The following is a 17707-nucleotide window of genomic DNA, read 5'->3' on the forward strand; positions in this document are numbered from 1 at the left end:
ATTGGATATTCGTGAATTTTCATGTAAATTTGCAGAAGCGGCAAAAAACATGTCACCGGAAGAAAGAGAATCTCTGATGAAAATGTTTGAGGGTGTTTCGAAACATATTACAAATGGAACAGGAAATGAATCAACAAATGGAGTAAAAAGCATCTGTTGTGAAACGGAAATACCAAATGGTATGACAGAGCGTTTAAAACGGTTAAAAGAAAACTATATGAAACAGGTTCCTTCTATTACAACATACCGTGCAAGAGCAATCACAAAAATTGCAAAGGAAAATCCGGGTATGCCTAAGATAGAACTTCGTGCAAAAAGCTTTCGTTATTGCTGTGAAACAGCGCCACTTGTGATTCAGGACGATGAATTAATTGTTGGTTCTCCATGTGGAGCACCAAGGGCGGGTGCTTTTTCACCGGATATTGCATGGAGATGGATGGAAGACGAAATTGATACAATCGGTACTCGTCCTCAAGACCCATTTTACATTTCCGAAGAAGATAAAAAGATTATGAGGGAAGAATTATTCCCATTTTGGAAAGGCAAATCGGTAGATGAATATTGTGAAGACCAATACAGAGAAGCCGGCGTGTGGGAATTGTCGGGAGAATCTTTTGTATCAGACTGCTCTTATCATGCTTTAAACGGTGGTGGAGATTCCAATCCGGGATATGATGTTATTCTTATGAAAAAAGGTATGCTAGATATTCAGAACGAAGCAAAAGAACATCTGGCACAATTGGATTACGAAAACCCGGAAGATATTGATAAAATTTATTTTTATAAAGGTGTAATTGAAACAACAGAAGGCGTTATGATTTACGCAAAACGTTTATCTAATTACGCAAAAGAATTGGCCGAGAAAGAAACGAATCCAAAGCGTAAAAAAGAACTAGAAAAAATTGCTGAAATTAATGCATGGGTTCCGGCACATAAGCCAAGAACATTTTGGGAAGCAATTCAGGCAGTATGGACAATTGAATCGCTGCTTGTAGTGGAAGAAAACCAGACAGGTATGTCGATTGGACGTGTTGACCAATATATGTACCCATATTATAAAGCAGATATGGAAGCGGGAAGATTAAACGATTACGAAGCATTTGAATTAGCTGGCTGTATGTTAATCAAAATGTCCGAAATGATGTGGATTACAAGTGAAGGCGGTTCCAAATTCTTTGCCGGTTACCAGCCATTTGTTAATATGTGTGTCGGCGGAGTTACAAGAGATGGTAGAGATGCAACAAATGAGCTTACCTATCTTTTGATGGATGCCGTACGTCATGTGAAAATATATCAGCCTTCGCTTGCCTGCCGAATTCATAATAAATCACCGGAAAAGTATTTAAAGAAGATTGTTGATGTTGTCCGTGCAGGAATGGGCTTCCCGGCGTGTCACTTTGATGATACTCATATCAAAATGATGTTGGCGAAAGGTGTATCAATCGAAGATGCAAGGGATTACTGCCTTATGGGTTGTGTAGAACCACAAAAAGCAGGTCGTTTGTACCAGTGGACTTCAACTGCTTATACCCAATGGCCAATTTGTATTGAATTAGTATTAAATCATGGTGTTCCATTATGGTATGGAAAACAAGTATGCCCGGATATGGGAGATTTAAGTAAATTTAATACATACGAGGAATTTGAACATGCAGTAAAAGAGGAAATCAAATATATTACAAAATGGACGAATGTTGCAACTGTAATTTCTCAACGTGTCCATAGAGAGTTAGCACCAAAGCCATTAATGTCTATTATGTACGAAGGCTGTATGGAAAAAGGAAAAGATGTCTCTTCAGGTGGTGCAATGTATAACTTTGGTCCTGGAGTTGTATGGTCAGGTTTAGCTACTTACACAGATTCTATGGCAGCTATTAAGAAATTAGTATTTGATGAAAAGAAATATACATTACAAGAGTTAAATGAGGCATTAAAAGCAGACTTTGAAGGCTATGACCAGATTTATAAAGATTGTGTTTCTGCTCCTAAATATGGTAATGACGATGATTACGCCGATTTAATTGCAGCTGATTTAATCAATTTTACAGAAATGGAACATCGCAAATATAAAACATTATATTCTGTATTAAGTCATGGTACCTTATCCATTTCGAATAATACACCATTTGGACAAATGACAGGAGCTTCTGCAAATGGTCGTAAAGCGTGGCTTCCATTATCAGACGGAATTAGTCCTACACAAGGTTCCGATGTAAAAGGACCGACTGCTATTATTAAATCAGTATCCAAGCTTGCAAATGACAATATGAACATTGGTATGGTTCAGAACTTTAAGATTATGGCAGGTCTTTTAGATACACCGGAAGGTGAACAGGGAATTATTACATTGCTTCGTACAGCAAGCATAATGGGAAATGGAGAAATGCAGTTTAACTATTTGGATAATAAGACATTGATTGAAGCACAAAAACATCCGGAACAATATAGAGATTTAATTGTCCGTGTAGCCGGCTATAGTGCATTCTTTGTTGAATTGTGTAAAGATGTTCAAGATGAAATTATAAGCAGAACAATGTTGACACATTTCTAGAAACATTATGGAGACAGTCCGACGAAGGGCAAAATAATGTTCTGATACGATGAAGTATAAGAATGTAAATAAAAATGTGGCAATTAAAATAAAAAGAAAGTTGGAGAGTATGGAATGGATATGAATCATACAGATGCGATAGAACGGAAGGCAAGAATCTTTAATGTACAAAAATATAATGTGTATGATGGACCTGGAATTCGTACTTTGGTATTTTTCCAAGGGTGTCCGCTTCGGTGTAAATGGTGTGCCAATCCAGAGGGAATGGAACAAAAATATCGTGTTATGTTAAAAAAGAATCTTTGTACCAGTTGTGGCAAATGTACGTTGGTTTGCCCGGAAGGGATTCACAGTATATCAGATATTGATTTTAAACATAAAATTAACCGGACATTAAATTGTATTGGATGTCATTCCTGTGAAGAAGCCTGTATGATGTCCGCTCTCTCCATCGTAGGTGAAGAAAAAACAATCTCCCAGTTATTAAGTATCATAAAAGAAGATAAAATGTTTTATCAAACTTCCGGTGGTGGAGTTACATTGGGCGGCGGTGAGGTATTAATGCAGCCGGAAGCGGCAGCAAGTCTTTTAATGGCATGTAAAATGGAAGGAATCCATACAGCAATTGAAACTTGTGGATATGCGTCACTAGAAAATGTTTTAAAAGTTGCGGAATTTACCGATTTATTCTTATTTGATTTAAAGCACATTGATTCAGAAAAACATTTTGAGCTTACAGGTGTACATAATGAAAGAATTCTTGAAAATCTGAGTGAGCTTTTAAGAAGAAGATATCATGTGAAGGTTCGAATGCCTCTGTTAAAGGGAGTGAATGACGGGGAACAGGAATTAGAAAAAACATTAGAATTTTTAATGCCTTACCGGAATTTGAAAAATTTTGAAGGAATTGACTTACTTCCGTATCATAAACTTGGAGTAAACAAATATAACCAATTGGATAAGGAATATCCTGTAAATGGTGATCCAAGTTTAAGTGAAGAAGACTTAAACCGATTGGAACAATTCATTAAGAAATATGATTTCCCGGTTAAAATTATAAGACACTAAAATATAAAAAAATTATGATGATAACTAAAGTCCATTTGTTTTTAAATAAACAGAAAGGAAGGTAATAGGCAGGCGATGGAACGGCAGATTGAACGCGTAATTGAGGAGTCGGTACCAGGTAAGCAGGTTACGATTGCACATGTGATTGCTTCTCCGACAGAAGCAGTGTATGAAAGGCTTGGACTGGAAGAAAAAGGTGCAATTGGAATATTAACTTTATCGCCATTTGAAACGGCAATTATTGCAGCTGATATTGCAACAAAGACAGCTGATGTAGAAATCGGGTTTTTAGACCGGTTTACAGGTTCTGTTGTAATCGGTGGAGATGTGCAGAGTGTGGAAACGGCGCTCAATAATGTGGTGTCTGTGTTAAAAGAAAAATTGGATTTTATCGTATCGCCTATTACAAGAACATGAGAAAGAAAAAAATTATGATAGTCGGAGCAAACCGGTCTGGAAAAACGACTTTGGCACATGCTCTGAATGAAGATACAAGTCCGGTGAAAAGAACACAGGATATCATATATGGAAAAAGGACAATTGATATTCCAGGTTCTTATTTGGAAAGTCCATGGATGTATAAGCATATTATTGCTGCGGCGCAAGATGCAAGTGAAGTGTTATTTCTTGTTGATCAGTCATCAAAAAGAGAAATGTATTCGCCTGGATTTGCAAATGTATTTTTGTGTCCGGTAACCGGAGTTATTACAAAGTCTGATAAAGCACCGGAAAATGAAACATTTTGTATCAGTCAGCTTAAAATGGCAGGAGTATCTGAACCTTATTTTAAGGTATGTGTTCCCGATGGAAGTGGTTTAGAAGCTTTAATACAACATTTAAGTAAATTTAGGAGGTAAGGATGAGATTTATTACAGAAGAAAATCTGCGTGCCTTATATCGAAAAGAAGCTTTTACCGATTATTGTATTCCTGATGGAATGCGTCTTACACCAGGAGGAAGACAGTATTTAGTAGATAAAAAAATTAAAATTATTTCTAAGGCGTACAGTTCGATAGAAGGAAAACAAGTAGAAAAACAGGTGGAAACATCGGATTGTGGTTTGAACGAGAAGAAAAAAAAACTAGAAACCATTCAGATAGAAGAATTAAAAGCAAAAATGGATTTTGTAGAAAGTATATTTTTTATAACAGAGCAGGAATTGCTTGATGAATATATTTTGACGGCACAGAAAGTAGTAGAACTAAGGAAACAGTTTGCTGTTATTAAAAATTGTTTGAAAACAAGACAAATAGAAGGGAATTTTTGCTTTGAAAAATGTAGTGGTATGAGTAAACAGCAAATCGAACAAGTAATTTTGTATGAAGATTGTTTTCCAATAGAAGAGTTTCATGTACAACTAAAGAATGGAAAACAAATTGTACAGTTACATAAATTAAGATGTGCAGTTAAAGAAGTATATATTGCTGTTTTAAGATTGGAACTGGAATCGAGCGTTGATTTACCATATAAAAAAATGAAAGAGAGAATGAATGGGTTGATTCATGCGATTTCTCAGATGCTTTGCATGGCAGTTGATGGAACAAAATGCCAAAGAAAAGGTTTCGAATCAGTTAGAGAAGAAAGGGTATCAGAGTAATGTTTGAATATTGCGATAAAATGGTTGCGGATTTTGAGAACGCAATCTGCCATCCGATAAACAATAAATCTTCGATTTATTATACAGGAGTTGACCTCGGAACGGCATGTGTTGTATTAGCTGTTGTTGATGAAAATTATAAACCGGTTGCAGGGGCTTACGAATATGCGGATGTAGTCAGAGATGGTATGGTTGTAGATTATATAGGAGCAATCCATATTGTTCGTAAATTAAAAGAGCAGTTAGAAGCATCCATAGGGAGTGAGCTTATTTATGCATCAGCTGCAATTCCGCCGGGAACAAATGAGTTAGATTCTGGTGCAATCAAAAATGTTGTAGAAAGTGCAGGATTTGAATTAACAGGTTTGTTGGATGAACCAACAGCTGCCAACTCTTTATTAAAAATAGAAAATGGTGCGGTTGTGGATATTGGAGGCGGTACAACAGGAATTACAATTATGAAAGATGGAAAAGAAATTTATGTGGCAGATGAGCCAACCGGTGGAACTCATTTTTCACTTGTTGTATCGGGAGCCTATAAGGTGCCATTTGAAGAGGCGGAACTCTTAAAAAGAAATCCGGGAAAACATAAAGAATTGTTACCTGTTTTGAAGCCGGTTATTGAAAAAGTTGCATCTATTATAAATAAACATATTGAAGGGCATTTAGTAGAAACGATTTATCTGGCGGGAGGAACCTGCTGTCTGGACGGAATAGAAAAAATCATCGAGAAACAGACAAAAATTCCTACTTATAAACCTCAAAATCCCATGTTTGTAACACCACTTGGAATTGCACTTAATTGTACTTCGAATGAGGAATAACTGCCATGTAAGTATAAAAATGGAGAGGAGCAAAATGATGGAGTATCGGATTATAAAATCACCTTCCAATGGTACAATTGACATTTTAAAACGTCGAAGTGGCGGAAAAATGGAACAAGATATGGTATTTGATGCAGTAGGTCTTTTGCAGGGAAAAATGATTGATATGATTTTTGCTGCGGATATTGCGGAAAAGGCGGTTGGAGTATTGGTAGAAGATATAAAGGGAAGTTGTCCTCAAAACATGATTTTGCTTGCAATTTATGGTGATACCTCTTCTGTGGAATCTGCAATCAGTGAAATAAAAGAAAGGTTAGAAGAAAGGAGCCGGATATGCTAACTGCAAGATTAGTAGACAACATTTGGGCAACAAGAAAAGCAGAATCATTAAGTGGCTTCAAGCTTATGCTTGCAGAAATCATAGGGGGAAGAAGTGATGGTGAACGTCTTGTTGTGGTAGATATTATTAGTGCAGGAATTGGAGACCGTGTTATTATAAGCACAGGCTCGGGAGCAAGAAGAATGCTTGGTGATGATTCGGTTCCGGTTGATGCAGTTGTTGTTGGAATTATCGATGAAACTTGTCAAATTGAATAGAAGAAGGGAGGTGAGCAGTATGAAAAAACTGATTTGTGCAAAAGATGTGGAGCATCTGATTGAAGAAGGAAAGAAGGAAATCATTGTCGAGGCAGGAGCAATTATTACTCCTTCAGCAAAGGATATGGCAGCCTCTAATAGAATGGAATTTGTAACAAAGGATACCAAAGTTATAGAGGAAAAAGAAAAGTCAATTAGTGCTGACATGATTTATCAAGTGCTAAAAACATTGTCAGAGCAAGGAATGTTAAAAGGAATTTTTGATACAATTAGTACTCCTTATGAGGTTGAAAAAGATGAAAGTGGTCTTAAATTAATCCGAGGAGAATCTGTTAAGTACGATTACTTTGATACAGGTGATTCCGGTGTGAAAGCTTATTTTCAAGAATTAGTCAGCAAAGAAGATTCCAAGATGAGTGCAGGGTTTTTAATGATTGAAGAATCAAGTTTTGATTGGGAACTTACTTATGAGGAAATTGATTATGTAATCGAGGGAACTCTTTGTATTACAATCAATGGTAAAAAATATACAGCACATAAAGGTGATGTTTTATTTGTTCCTGCCGGTTCTAAAGTAGTATGGGAATCTCCGGACAAAGCAAAAATATTTTATGCTACTTATCCAGCAAACTGGGCTGATTTAATTGCATAGTAAAAGGAGGTGTCATAAATGCAGGCACTTGGCTTAATCGAAACAAAAGGTTTAATTCCCGCAATCGAATGTGCAGATGCTATGTTAAAAGCGGCCGACGTAGAACTGATTGAAAAAACGTATGTAGGCGGAGGCTTAGTTACCATTTCTGTTACAGGAGATGTCGGGGCAGTAAAAGCAGCCGTGGAAGCCGGAGAAGCATCTGCTAGGCTATTAGACGAAACATCTGTGTTGTCGGTACATGTAATTCCACGACCTCATGAAGAAACGGATTCGTTGTTTCACGTAAGAAAAGAGATAGAGGAAAGAAAATCGGAAAAGGATCTTTTTGAAAAAATAGAAGAAAACGACAATACAAATGAGATTTTAGATATAACTTCAGAAGAAGATGATTCAGAAATAAAACTTTCTGTTATTCAAAAAGCAGATGTGGATGCGTGGATAGAAACAGAAGGTTTTGATAAGACAATAGAATTACTGAAAGAAGCCGCAGTTGCCAAATTAAGAAAATTAGCTAGAGAATATGAGAAATTTGGCATTTCAGGTAGAGAAATCTCGAAAGCAGATAAGAAACAATTGATTTATAGATTTAAAGAATATTATAAGGATAAAAAAGAATAAAGGAAGAGAGGAGGAATCACAACATGGAAACAATCGATTTTGATTTACAATCGGTTCAAGAGGCAAGAAATATTGCAAGACTTGGAAAAGTTGCGTCAGAAAAATTAGCAGATTATACGGAAGAACAAATTGACTGTATACTTAGAAGTATGGTAGAGGCAGCAAATGAGCATGCAGGATGCCTTGCTAAGATGGCAGTGGAAGAAACCGGATTTGGAAAAATAGAGGATAAAACTTATAAAAATCATATGGCTTCTTCGATTGTTTATGACGCAATTAAGTCGATGAAAACAATAGGTGTGGTTCGAGAAGATAAAGAAAATAAAATAATAGAGATTGCAGATCCGGTTGGATTAGTTATGGGAATTGTTCCATCAACAAATCCTACGTCAACTGTAATTTACAAAGCAATGATTGCAATTAAGGCAAGAAATGCAATTGTATTTTCTCCACATCCGGCTGCACTTCAATGTACATTAAAGGCAGCAGAATTAATGTGTGAAGCAGCAGTGAAAGCAGGTGCACCAGAACATGTAATCGGATGTCTGTCAAAGCCTTCTATGAAAGCAACAGATGAGTTGATGAAGTGTGATGAAGTGGCATTAATTATTGCTACGGGTGGACCAGGCATGGTAAAAGCTGCTTATAGTGCAGGAAAACCCGCACTGGGAGTAGGGGCAGGTAATTCCCCATGTTATATTGAGCGGACAGCCGATATCAGACAGTCTGTTAAAGATGTGATTGCAAGTAAAACATTCGATAATGGAACAATTTGTGCTTCTGAGCAGTCAATTATTGTAGAAGAATGTAATCGAAATGAAGTGATTGAGGAATTTAGACGTCAGGGTGGATACTTTATGACAGAAGAAGAAACAAATAAAGTCTGCCAAATCCTTTTCCGCAAAGGTACTCATAATATGAATGCCAAATTTGTTGGAAGATCCGCAGAAGTAATTGCAGCGGCGGCAGGTTTTCAAATACCAGCTGGAACAAAGGTACTGATTGGAGAACAGAATGGAGTTGGAGAAGAATATCCACTCTCCTATGAAAAATTAACAACGGTACTTGGTTTTTATACAGTACAAAATTGGGAAGAAGCTTGCGAATTAAGTATTCGTCTTTTAAATCACGGAATTGGTCATACAATGAATATCCACACGAATGATTATGATATGGTTATGAAATTTGCCAGAAAGAAAGCTTCTCGTATTTTGGTAAATACAGGTGGAAGCCAGGGAGGAACCGGTGCTTCAACAGGCTTGTTCCCAGCATTTACGCTTGGTTGTGGAACATGGGGTGGAAGTGCTACCTCTGAAAATGTTACACCAATGCACTTAATTAATTTAAAACGCGTTGCATATGGATTGAAAAATTGTGAAACTTTAACAAATGATAGTGATTTTGTTTGCGATACAAAGAAAAGTCCTTCTGAATTTGTGCAATTAGCAGACAGCTGTATGAAAAAAGAAATTGAGAACTTGGACAAAGACCAGTTGGAAGAATTGATTCGATCTTTAGTGACAGCAATGAAAGGAGAAGCATAATGGACGGAACCTATGAGGAAGTTTTAAATCTTTTTATGGAAGCTGTCCGAAGTGCTTCTGATAAAGAAAATCTGGTATCCGATGATTGTATTCCGGTCGGTATTTCGAATCGTCATATCCATTTATCAAAGGAAGATTTGGAAGCCCTGTTTGGAACGGGATACGAATTGAATCCTGTGAAAGAATTATCTCAGCCAGGTCAGTATGCTTGTAAAGAGATGGTTACGATCTGTGGAGCAAAAGGAGCAATTGAAAAAGTTCGTGTTCTTGGTCCGGTTAGAAATAAAACTCAGGTCGAGATATTGGCAGGGGATTGTTTTAAATTAGGAGTAAATGGAAAACTTTGCTTATCAGGAGAGCTTGACGGAACAATGGGTATTACAATTATCGGTCCTGCAGGGACTGTAGTAGCTAAAGAGGGACTAATGGTAGCCAAAAGACATATACATATGAGCCTGCAAGATGCAGAGCATTTTAAAGTATCCAATGGGCAGATTGTTTCAATTGAAATAGATGGAGAGCGTGGCGGAATATACAAGAATGTTGCAATACGTGCCGATCAGAATTCTTCATTAGAATGTCATTTGGATATGGAAGAGGCAAATGCCATGGGAATAAAAAAAGATACAAAAATAAAAATTATAAAATAGAATCGTTTAGGAGGAAAAAACAATGAAATATGATGCATTAGGAATGATTGAAACAAAAGGATTAGTAGGATCAATTGAAGCTGCAGATGCGATGGTAAAAGCAGCAAACGTATTTTTAATCGGTAAAGAACATGTTGGAGGCGGACTTGTTACTGTTATGGTTCGTGGAGATGTAGGAGCAGTAAAAGCAGCTACAGATGCCGGTGCAGCTGCAGCAGAGCGCGTAGGGGAATTAGTTTCCGTACATGTAATTCCTCGTCCACATGTAGAAGTAGAAACAATTCTTCCATCTGTTGAAAGAAAAACAGAAGCATAATTTAAGAAATCAGCTAAAGATTAAAAAATAATTAATTTATATAAAAAGTTAAGTGGTATAGCGATTATTATAAGTTATACCACTTAACTTTTTTACTTTATAGGAAACTTCGTCTCCTATAAAGCAAAAACGCTCCGCGGGGATGTGCACAGATGCGAAAGGAGTATTGTTGCAAAAAGCATGCAACACGCATCTGGCACGCAAAGTGGAGCAAGTCCCTCATGAGTGAGGGATACAGGGAGTTGAGGTGGACTTTGAACCATAGTAACATTCCGCCCTTTCTTTATTGATTTAGTATATCATGTTGAGAGAAAAATTAACATCTGTAAAGTTTCCAAATCTTTACTTGCACTATTCTGATTTAAAGTGTTGAAATCTTTCGCCAACTTGTATATAATAGTCAAGAAAAATGTAATTTTATTTTTCAATAAAAGACAAAGGAGAATGAACTAGACATGAACGAGAATAAGGAATTTCAACCGTATATTCCGGCAGACAGAATTACCCCTGAAATAACGATTACATCTATTTTGATGGGGATTATTTTAGCTGTTGTTTTTGGAGCTGCAAATGCTTACCTGGGATTGAGAGTAGGTATGACAATCTCAGCGTCAATCCCTGCTGCCGTGCTTGCAATGGGAGTTATCCGTGTTATCATGAAAAAAAATTCAATTTTAGAGAGTAATATTGTTCAAACAACTGGGTCAGCGGGAGAATCGTTGGCGGCAGGAACAATTTTTACTTTACCTGCCTTATTTTTATGGGCAAAAGAGGGGAAGATGGAAACACCTGGAATTTTAGAAATTACGCTGATTGCTCTTTTGGGTGGATTGTTAGGTGTATTATTTATGGTACCTTTGCGTAATGCCTTAATTGTAAAAGAACATGGAGTACTTCCTTATCCGGAAGGAACAGCTTGTGCGGAAGTACTTTTAGCAGGAGAAGAGGGTGGCTCTAGTGCTTCAACTGTATTTGCAGGAATGGGAATTGCAGCGGTTTTTAAATTTATTATTGATGGTTTAAAAGTAGTTCCAAGCGAAGTTTCCCTGAGAGTAAAAGGTTATGCAGGTGAAATTGGAACACAAATTTACCCGGCTGTTATGAGCGTGGGATATATTTGTGGTCCTAAAATTTCTGCATATATGTTTGCGGGTGGAATTGTAAGCTGGATGGTTCTTATACCACTTATTGTACTATTTGGTGCTGATTTAGTATTATACCCGGGCAGTGTGCCAATTGGTCAGATGTTTGCAGAGGGTGGTGCAAATGCAATCTGGGGCAGTTATATCCGTTATATTGGTGCAGGGGCATTGGCAGCCGGTGGTATGATTAGTCTTGCAAAATCTCTTCCTTTGATTGTAAGAACGTTTAAGGATGCAATGAAAGGATTAAGACATACAACAAATACAAATAATACACGTACCGGAAATGATATAAATTTCAATATTATTTTAGGCGGAATTGCAATTATTACAATTTTAATTTGGCTTGTTCCGGCGATTCCGGTAACGTTACCGGGCGCAATCATTATAGTAGTTTTTGGATTTTTCTTTGCAACAGTTTCTTCCCGTATGGTTGGATTAGTTGGAAGTAGTAATAATCCAGTATCCGGTATGGCGATTGCAACTTTATTATTTGCTACAATTATCTTAAAAGTAACAGGAGATAATGGAATTCATGGAATGCAGGGTGCAATTGCAATCGGTTCGATTATTTGCATTGTGGCTGCAATTGCGGGGGACACTTCTCAAGATTTAAAAACCGGTTATTTATTAGGAGCAACACCAAAGAAACAACAGATTGGAGAATTTATCGGTGTTACAACAGCTGCGTTGGCAATTGGAGGTGTGCTCTATCTGCTAAATGCTGCATGGGGATTTGGCTCCGAACAACTTGGGGCACCTCAGGCTATGTTGATGAAAATGATTGTAGAAGGTGTAATGGAAAATAATCTTCCATGGGCTCTTGTATTCATTGGAGTATTTTTAGCCGTTGCAATTGAACTTTTGGGGATTCCTGTATTACCATTTGCAATTGGTGTTTATCTTCCGGTTCAATTAAATGCTTGTATTATGGTCGGAGGATTAGTTCGTCTTGCATTTGATAAAATGAAAAAAATAGAGAAAAAAGAAAAAGAAACAATTATAAACAATGGTATCTTGTATTGTTCCGGAATGATTGCGGGAGAAGGACTTGTAGGCATTTTGCTTGCAGTATTTGCAATTTTAAAATGGAACACAGTCATTGACTTGTCAACGCGTATCAATCTTCCGCCGATCGTGGCAAATATAGGAAGTTTAGTTGCATTTGCTTTGGTTATATTAAGCCTTGTTAAGTTTTCTTTTGGAAAAGCAAAAAAGAAAGGATAAAAGTCTATGATGAAAAAAAAGAAGGAATCTTCCAAAAATTATTTGGCATTATGTCCTTGCTGGAAAGAAGGGCTTGATTGGTCAGTGGATGAAGAAGGAATTGTAACTCTTAACATAGAAAATAAAGGATTTTTTAACCGTTTGGCTCAAAAATTATTTCGAAAGCCAAAAGTGAGTTATATTCATTTAGATGCTTTTGGAAGCTTCATCTGGCCGCTGTTAGATGGCAAAACAACAATTATTGAGCTTGGGAAAAAAGTTGAAGCTCATTTTGGCGATGAGGCATCTCCGTTATATGAGCGGTTGGCAAAATTTTTTCAAATATTAGATAGCTATCATTTCATTGAAATGAAATAAAATAAAAACATAAAAAATTTTTATAACAGGCATGGTGTATTAATAATACATTCGTGTCTGTTTTTATTTACAAAAAGAACTTGCAATTTAGTAATAATTATGATAGACTATATCAGTACGTTAAAAACACACATATGTCGATTCTTATAATGGTGCTGTCAAAAAGAATCGGATGAATAATCGGCTTAAGGCTGAAATAGATTTTAGATTTTATATAAAATCAGTTTGGACAGTCTTATAAGAAAATGAAGCATATGGAAGCAGTGAATCTCAATCAAAGATTCATACTAACCAAATGGAGGTAAATTATGAGCGTTATTTCAATGAAACAATTATTAGAAGCAGGTGTACATTTTGGACACCAGACAAGAAGATGGAATCCTAAGATGGCTGAGTACATCTACACAGAAAGAAATGGTATCTACATCATCGACTTACAGAAATCAGTAGGAAAAGTAGATGAAGCATACAATGCAATCAAAGATGTTGTAGCTGATGGTGGTACAATTCTTTTTGTTGGTACAAAGAAACAAGCACAGGATTCTATCAAATCTGAAGCAGAACGTTGCGGAATGTACTATGTAAATGAAAGATGGCTAGGTGGTATGTTAACAAACTTCAAAACTATCCAAAGCCGTATTGCAAGATTAAAAGCGATTGAAACAATGGCAGAAGACGGAACATTTGACGTTCTTCCTAAAAAAGAAGTAATTGCATTAAAGAAAGAATGGGATAAATTAGAGAAAAACCTTGGCGGAATCAAGAACATGAAGAAGATTCCAGATGCTATCTTCGTAGTTGACCCTAAGAAAGAAAGAATCTGTATCCAAGAAGCACATACATTAGGAATTCCACTTATCGGTATTGCTGATACAAACTGTGATCCAGAAGAATTAGATTATGTAATTCCTGGTAACGATGATGCTATCAGAGCTGTAAAATTAATCGTAGCTAAAATGGCAGATGCTGTTATTGAAGCAAATCAGGGAATGGAAATGAGCGAAGCAGAAGAAGTAGCAGAAGCTACAGAAGAAGCTTAATTAAAAACACATATCTAATTTGGAGGTAGAAAGAATGGCTATTACAGCAGCAATGGTAAAAGAGTTAAGAGAAATGACTGGTGCAGGAATGATGGATTGTAAAAAAGCCCTAAATGAAACAAATGGGGATATGGAAGCAGCAGTTGAATTTTTAAGAAAAAATGGTCAGGCAAAGGCTGAAAAGAAAGCTGGAAGAATTGCAGCAGAAGGTCTTTGTAAAGTAATCGTAAAAGAGGATAAGACAGCAGCAGTTGTAGAAGTTAATTCCGAAACAGACTTTGTTGCAAAGAATGAAGAATTCCAGAACTTTGTTACAGCAGTAGCAGAACAGGCAATTAATTCTGAAGCAAAAGATATGGATGCATTTTTAGCTGAAAACTGGAATGCAGATGCAAGCAAGACAGTAAAAGAAGCATTAGTTGAAAAAATTGCAGTAATCGGTGAAAACTTAACAATCAGAAGATTTGAAAAAGTAGTAGCTGAAAACGGATGTGTTGTATCTTATACACATGGTGGCGGAAGAATTGGTGTTATTGTTGAAGCTGATACAGACGTTGTAAATGATGCAATCAAAGAGGCATTAACAAATGTAGCAATGCAGGTAGCTGCACTTGCACCAAAATATGTGTCTCAAGCAGATGTCAGTGAAGAATATAAAGAACATGAAAAATCAATTCTTTTAGAACAAGCGAAGAATGAAAATCCAGACAAACCAGAAGGAATCATTGAAAAGATGATTATCGGACGTCTTAACAAAGAATTAAAAGAAATCTGTCTTTTAGAGCAGGCTTATGTTAAAGCAGAAGATGGAAAACAGTCTGTAGGTAAATATTTAGAGCAAGTTGCAAAAGAAAATGGTGCAAACTTAACAGTTAAAAAATTCGTTCGTTTCGAAACTGGCGAAGGTATCGAAAAGAAAGAAGAAGACTTCGCAGCTGAAGTTGCAAAACAGATGGGTATGTAAGCGAAGTTTGCAATCTAAAATTTAATTAGAGTTTCATAGGCTCTGAGAGCCTTGTAAACACATTATTTCCGAGTGTTTATAAGGTTTTCAGGGCTTTTTTTAATTCATAGGAAGCTTGCATAAATTACTGGAATCCTTAAAAGAACCCAAAAAGTTAAAGCTATTAGGAGGAAAAAACATGAATGACACAGCGTTAAGAGTAGAAAAATATTGCTTAATAATAAAGAATTTGAAATTGCTGGCTTGTTAAAATATGATCCGTTTAGTGAAAATGGGCTTGTAAATGGTAAAATAACGCTTATTACCACTAGTGATACATTTGTCAGTTTGACAGACATTGAGGATTATTCTATTATTATGGCGCAAGTAGCAGATGATATAACAGACGAAGAAATAAGTTTAATTAGTGGTTTGGTAGGCACAAATTGTACTTTTGAAGATAAACGTGATCAACAGACTACAGGAATTTATACTGCATTTATTTTCTGCGTATATGGTTTTTTAGCAATTATTATTTTAGTTACGGTATTAAATATTATCAATAGTATTTCTATGAGTGTATCAGCAAAAATTAAGCAATATGGAGCGATGCGTGCTGTTGGAATGAACGAACACCAGATTACTAAAATGATAGTTGCCGAAGCTTTTACCTATGCTATTATAGGCGCTATTGTAGGGTGTACTATAGGACTTTTAATTAGTAGATGGCTTTATACTACGTTAATATCTTCTCATTTTAGCTATGCTACATGGACGGTTCCTTTTATTCCGTTACTAGGGATTATAATATTTATTTTGTGTACGGTAGCCCTTGCGAGCTATGCTCCGTCAAAACGTATTAGAAATATTTCTGTGACGGAAACAATAAATAAAATGTAGATGCTTTGGAGATTCTCAAAGCTAATTGTATATTTTCTATTATTTATAAGAGAGAATTAATATAATCAAGAAAGTAAATCTTTTTGTAATGCTCAAAGGCATTGTTGATGTCATTTAATTCGTGCGAATTTATTTCAATCGAGATTGGTATAAAAGTATTGTGTTCCGTTGATATTTTTGATGCTAAAAAATATTCAAATTTTTTTGGAGTAATTATAATGCAATTTTTTTGAAAATATAAAAACTCTATATTTTGTACATTGATCAAAAGAGGAGTAACTAACGCACTTCTGGAAGAAAAGTGGTTATTAAGATATAGTGTCATTACCTCAAGTTCTGCATTTAAGTCCGACAAGATATAAATAGGTACGGGCATGGTTCTTTGATATAAAATAAATTCGAATTGTAAAGATAAATAGAAAATATGGCTTTTATCTATTTCAAATTTTAAGTGATTCGATTTCCTCCAATCTTGTAAAACATTTGACAAAAGCTTGTATATAACTTGTGTAGTTTCATTTCGCTTCGAATATACATAAAAATGTTCATCTGGAATCAGGCAGGAGAGTTCTAATAAACATTTTTTGTAAAAATAAATTAAAGTAGCCTTAAAAGGGTGTGAAATATGTATATCTTTTGAAAATACGTTTTGAAATTTTCGGACTAAATCATTGAATATATTATCAGAAAATACAGTGGAATGTGTCTGAACAATATCTTGTTGTGTCCATTTGTCGGCAAATAGGCAATTGTTTGTGCAGCAATAAACAAGATATAAATAGTCATAATCATCTTCTGAAAAGTTGATATTTAATATAGGTTCAAGAGATGACTTTAACATAGTCTTCATTTCCTTATAAATAAACAGTTCTTTTAATTTATCAAAATAATTAAAGTAGGGAATTTTTACAGGATATTGTTTCCTTTTCCATGATAACATGAATAGGCATTCAAAATAGCCGAGTTCTGTAGATACGCGGTTAAGATACTCTATACTAATTGTCTGGTTTGTCTTTAAAATAAAATTTCGTGTTATATAAATGGAATCTGTATCGAAGCCACAGCAATCAATTCCATATTTATAATATAACAGAGAAATTAAGAAACGTATTCTGTATTCTTCTCCACAAACTTTATTTTGACTAAGATCCAGCCCAACAGAGAGAAGGTACTTATGACAGGCATTTCTGATACGATAAGCACTTGACTGTGTAAGAAAATTCTGTTCGTAAAAAGAAACGAAAGGCTGTTTATCATCGTTTGTAATAAAAAATTTCAGACAATGTAAGATATCTGAATTTTGACATATTAAATGAATTAAACTTGATATATCAGTATCCTTATGAAATGTAATATACAAATAAGATGAATTTTTTGATATTGTTGCCAGTTCTTTTATTTCGATATTTATTTCGGAGATTAGTGAGTTGATTCCTGAAACACTTAAATGGAGTAACTCATTTAATTCTTTCCTAGTAGTGAATTTGCGGGCATGTATAACATAGAGAATATTTAATTTATTTTGAATATTTTTTTCTAAGAAATCGTGTAGCATAAAAAGTATCTCCTTATATAAAACATTAAAATGTAGAAGTACATTTTAAAATATGAAAATACATTAGTCAATGATAACATTAGAATTTTTAAATTATCAATTTTTATATTATTTATTTCTTTT

The 17707-nt window shown here is 35.5% G+C and carries 18 protein-coding genes and 1 pseudogene; 18 read left to right on the plus strand and 1 reads right to left on the minus strand.

Annotated elements, in window-relative coordinates:
• Position 1 precedes the first annotated feature (1 nt).
• The 18 genes and pseudogenes from cutC to FYJ58_RS07620 all read left to right on the plus strand — a co-directional run.
• Entirely contained in the window at positions 2-2551 is a 2550-nt protein-coding gene (gene cutC, locus FYJ58_RS07535) for a choline trimethylamine-lyase (RefSeq protein ID WP_154519130.1), read from the plus strand.
• Between the two features lie 114 nt (positions 2552-2665).
• Complete coding sequence (cutD, locus tag FYJ58_RS07540) at positions 2666-3619, plus strand: choline TMA-lyase-activating enzyme (protein ID WP_331464169.1); 954 nt, start codon at positions 2666-2668, stop codon at positions 3617-3619.
• Between the two features lie 75 nt (positions 3620-3694).
• Entirely contained in the window at positions 3695-4036 is a 342-nt protein-coding gene (locus FYJ58_RS07545) for a BMC domain-containing protein (protein ID WP_154519131.1), read from the plus strand.
• Positions 4037-4050: 14 nt separating this feature from the next.
• Positions 4051-4476: a EutP/PduV family microcompartment system protein gene (locus FYJ58_RS07550; protein WP_331464170.1), complete on the plus strand. Its 426-nt coding sequence runs from the start codon at positions 4051-4053 to the stop codon at positions 4474-4476.
• Positions 4477-4478: 2 nt separating this feature from the next.
• Complete coding sequence (locus tag FYJ58_RS07555; protein WP_154519133.1) at positions 4479-5216, plus strand: hypothetical protein; 738 nt, start codon at positions 4479-4481, stop codon at positions 5214-5216.
• Complete coding sequence (gene eutJ / locus FYJ58_RS07560) at positions 5216-6040, plus strand: ethanolamine utilization protein EutJ (RefSeq protein ID WP_154519134.1); 825 nt, start codon at positions 5216-5218, stop codon at positions 6038-6040. The genes FYJ58_RS07555 and eutJ overlap by 1 nt, the downstream gene beginning before the upstream one ends.
• A 34-nt stretch (positions 6041-6074) precedes the next feature.
• Positions 6075-6380: a BMC domain-containing protein gene (locus FYJ58_RS07565; protein WP_331464171.1), complete on the plus strand. Its 306-nt coding sequence runs from the start codon at positions 6075-6077 to the stop codon at positions 6378-6380.
• Positions 6374-6637: a EutN/CcmL family microcompartment protein gene (locus tag FYJ58_RS07570; protein WP_154519135.1), complete on the plus strand. Its 264-nt coding sequence runs from the start codon at positions 6374-6376 to the stop codon at positions 6635-6637. The genes FYJ58_RS07565 and FYJ58_RS07570 overlap by 7 nt, the downstream gene beginning before the upstream one ends.
• A gap of 19 nt (positions 6638-6656) precedes the next feature.
• Positions 6657-7289, plus strand: a complete 633-nt coding sequence (locus FYJ58_RS07575; protein ID WP_154519136.1) for a cupin domain-containing protein — start codon at positions 6657-6659, stop codon at positions 7287-7289.
• Positions 7290-7307: 18 nt separating this feature from the next.
• Positions 7308-7910, plus strand: a complete 603-nt coding sequence (locus FYJ58_RS07580; protein ID WP_154519137.1) for a BMC domain-containing protein — start codon at positions 7308-7310, stop codon at positions 7908-7910.
• Positions 7911-7933: 23 nt separating this feature from the next.
• A complete protein-coding gene (locus FYJ58_RS07585) occupies positions 7934-9454 on the plus strand; it encodes an acetaldehyde dehydrogenase (acetylating) (protein ID WP_154519138.1) in 1521 nt (506 codons plus the stop codon).
• Positions 9454-10104, plus strand: coding sequence for a phosphate propanoyltransferase (locus FYJ58_RS07590; protein WP_154519139.1), 651 nt, complete (start codon positions 9454-9456; stop codon positions 10102-10104). Before FYJ58_RS07585 ends, FYJ58_RS07590 begins: the two co-directional genes overlap by 1 nt.
• A gap of 22 nt (positions 10105-10126) precedes the next feature.
• Positions 10127-10420, plus strand: a complete 294-nt coding sequence (gene eutM, locus FYJ58_RS07595; RefSeq protein WP_154519140.1) for an ethanolamine utilization microcompartment protein EutM — start codon at positions 10127-10129, stop codon at positions 10418-10420.
• A 455-nt stretch (positions 10421-10875) separates the two neighbouring features.
• The gene (locus tag FYJ58_RS07600; protein ID WP_154519141.1) at positions 10876-12789 is read left to right on the plus strand and encodes an OPT family oligopeptide transporter; all 1914 of its coding nucleotides are present in this window, start codon (positions 10876-10878) and stop codon (positions 12787-12789) included.
• A gap of 6 nt (positions 12790-12795) precedes the next feature.
• Positions 12796-13146: a PqqD family protein gene (locus FYJ58_RS07605; protein ID WP_205839195.1), complete on the plus strand. Its 351-nt coding sequence runs from the start codon at positions 12796-12798 to the stop codon at positions 13144-13146.
• Positions 13147-13454: 308 nt separating this feature from the next.
• The gene (rpsB, locus tag FYJ58_RS07610) at positions 13455-14186 is read left to right on the plus strand and encodes a 30S ribosomal protein S2 (RefSeq protein WP_154519142.1); all 732 of its coding nucleotides are present in this window, start codon (positions 13455-13457) and stop codon (positions 14184-14186) included.
• A gap of 34 nt (positions 14187-14220) precedes the next feature.
• Complete coding sequence (tsf, locus tag FYJ58_RS07615) at positions 14221-15150, plus strand: translation elongation factor Ts (RefSeq protein WP_154519143.1); 930 nt, start codon at positions 14221-14223, stop codon at positions 15148-15150.
• 204 nt (positions 15151-15354) lie between these two features.
• Positions 15355-16029 (plus strand): annotated as a pseudogene (locus FYJ58_RS07620) (ABC transporter permease); the annotation flags it as partial.
• A 43-nt stretch (positions 16030-16072) separates the two neighbouring features.
• Here the strand turns inward: FYJ58_RS07620 and FYJ58_RS15035 are convergent.
• Positions 16073-17584, minus strand: coding sequence for a helix-turn-helix domain-containing protein (locus FYJ58_RS15035; protein ID WP_154519145.1), 1512 nt, complete (start codon positions 17582-17584; stop codon positions 16073-16075).
• Positions 17585-17707 lie beyond the last annotated feature (123 nt).

Origin of the sequence: Velocimicrobium porci (genome assembly GCF_009696045.1) — a bacterium.
In the GTDB taxonomy this organism is placed as follows: Bacteria; Bacillota; Clostridia; order Lachnospirales; family Lachnospiraceae; genus Velocimicrobium; species Velocimicrobium porci.

Bases quoted from the DNA above. Each gene is read 5' to 3' on its own strand.
- cutD (WP_331464169.1), top strand. From the start codon at position 2,666: ATGGATATGAATCATACAGATGCGATAGAACGGAAGGCAAGAATCTTT.
- FYJ58_RS07545 (WP_154519131.1), top strand. From the start codon at position 3,695: ATGGAACGGCAGATTGAACGCGTAATTGAGGAGTCGGTACCAGGTAAG.
- FYJ58_RS07550 (WP_331464170.1), top strand. From the start codon at position 4,051: ATGATAGTCGGAGCAAACCGGTCTGGAAAAACGACTTTGGCACATGCT.
- FYJ58_RS07555 (WP_154519133.1), top strand. From the start codon at position 4,479: ATGAGATTTATTACAGAAGAAAATCTGCGTGCCTTATATCGAAAAGAA.
- eutJ (WP_154519134.1), top strand. From the start codon at position 5,216: ATGTTTGAATATTGCGATAAAATGGTTGCGGATTTTGAGAACGCAATC.
- FYJ58_RS07565 (WP_331464171.1), top strand. From the start codon at position 6,075: ATGATGGAGTATCGGATTATAAAATCACCTTCCAATGGTACAATTGAC.
- FYJ58_RS07570 (WP_154519135.1), top strand. From the start codon at position 6,374: ATGCTAACTGCAAGATTAGTAGACAACATTTGGGCAACAAGAAAAGCA.
- FYJ58_RS07575 (WP_154519136.1), top strand. From the start codon at position 6,657: ATGAAAAAACTGATTTGTGCAAAAGATGTGGAGCATCTGATTGAAGAA.
- FYJ58_RS07580 (WP_154519137.1), top strand. From the start codon at position 7,308: ATGCAGGCACTTGGCTTAATCGAAACAAAAGGTTTAATTCCCGCAATC.
- FYJ58_RS07585 (WP_154519138.1), top strand. From the start codon at position 7,934: ATGGAAACAATCGATTTTGATTTACAATCGGTTCAAGAGGCAAGAAAT.
- FYJ58_RS07590 (WP_154519139.1), top strand. From the start codon at position 9,454: ATGGACGGAACCTATGAGGAAGTTTTAAATCTTTTTATGGAAGCTGTC.
- eutM (WP_154519140.1), top strand. From the start codon at position 10,127: ATGAAATATGATGCATTAGGAATGATTGAAACAAAAGGATTAGTAGGA.
- FYJ58_RS07600 (WP_154519141.1), top strand. From the start codon at position 10,876: ATGAACGAGAATAAGGAATTTCAACCGTATATTCCGGCAGACAGAATT.
- FYJ58_RS07605 (WP_205839195.1), top strand. From the start codon at position 12,796: ATGATGAAAAAAAAGAAGGAATCTTCCAAAAATTATTTGGCATTATGT.
- rpsB (WP_154519142.1), top strand. From the start codon at position 13,455: ATGAGCGTTATTTCAATGAAACAATTATTAGAAGCAGGTGTACATTTT.
- tsf (WP_154519143.1), top strand. From the start codon at position 14,221: ATGGCTATTACAGCAGCAATGGTAAAAGAGTTAAGAGAAATGACTGGT.
- FYJ58_RS15035 (WP_154519145.1), bottom strand. From the start codon at position 17,584: ATGCTACACGATTTCTTAGAAAAAAATATTCAAAATAAATTAAATATT.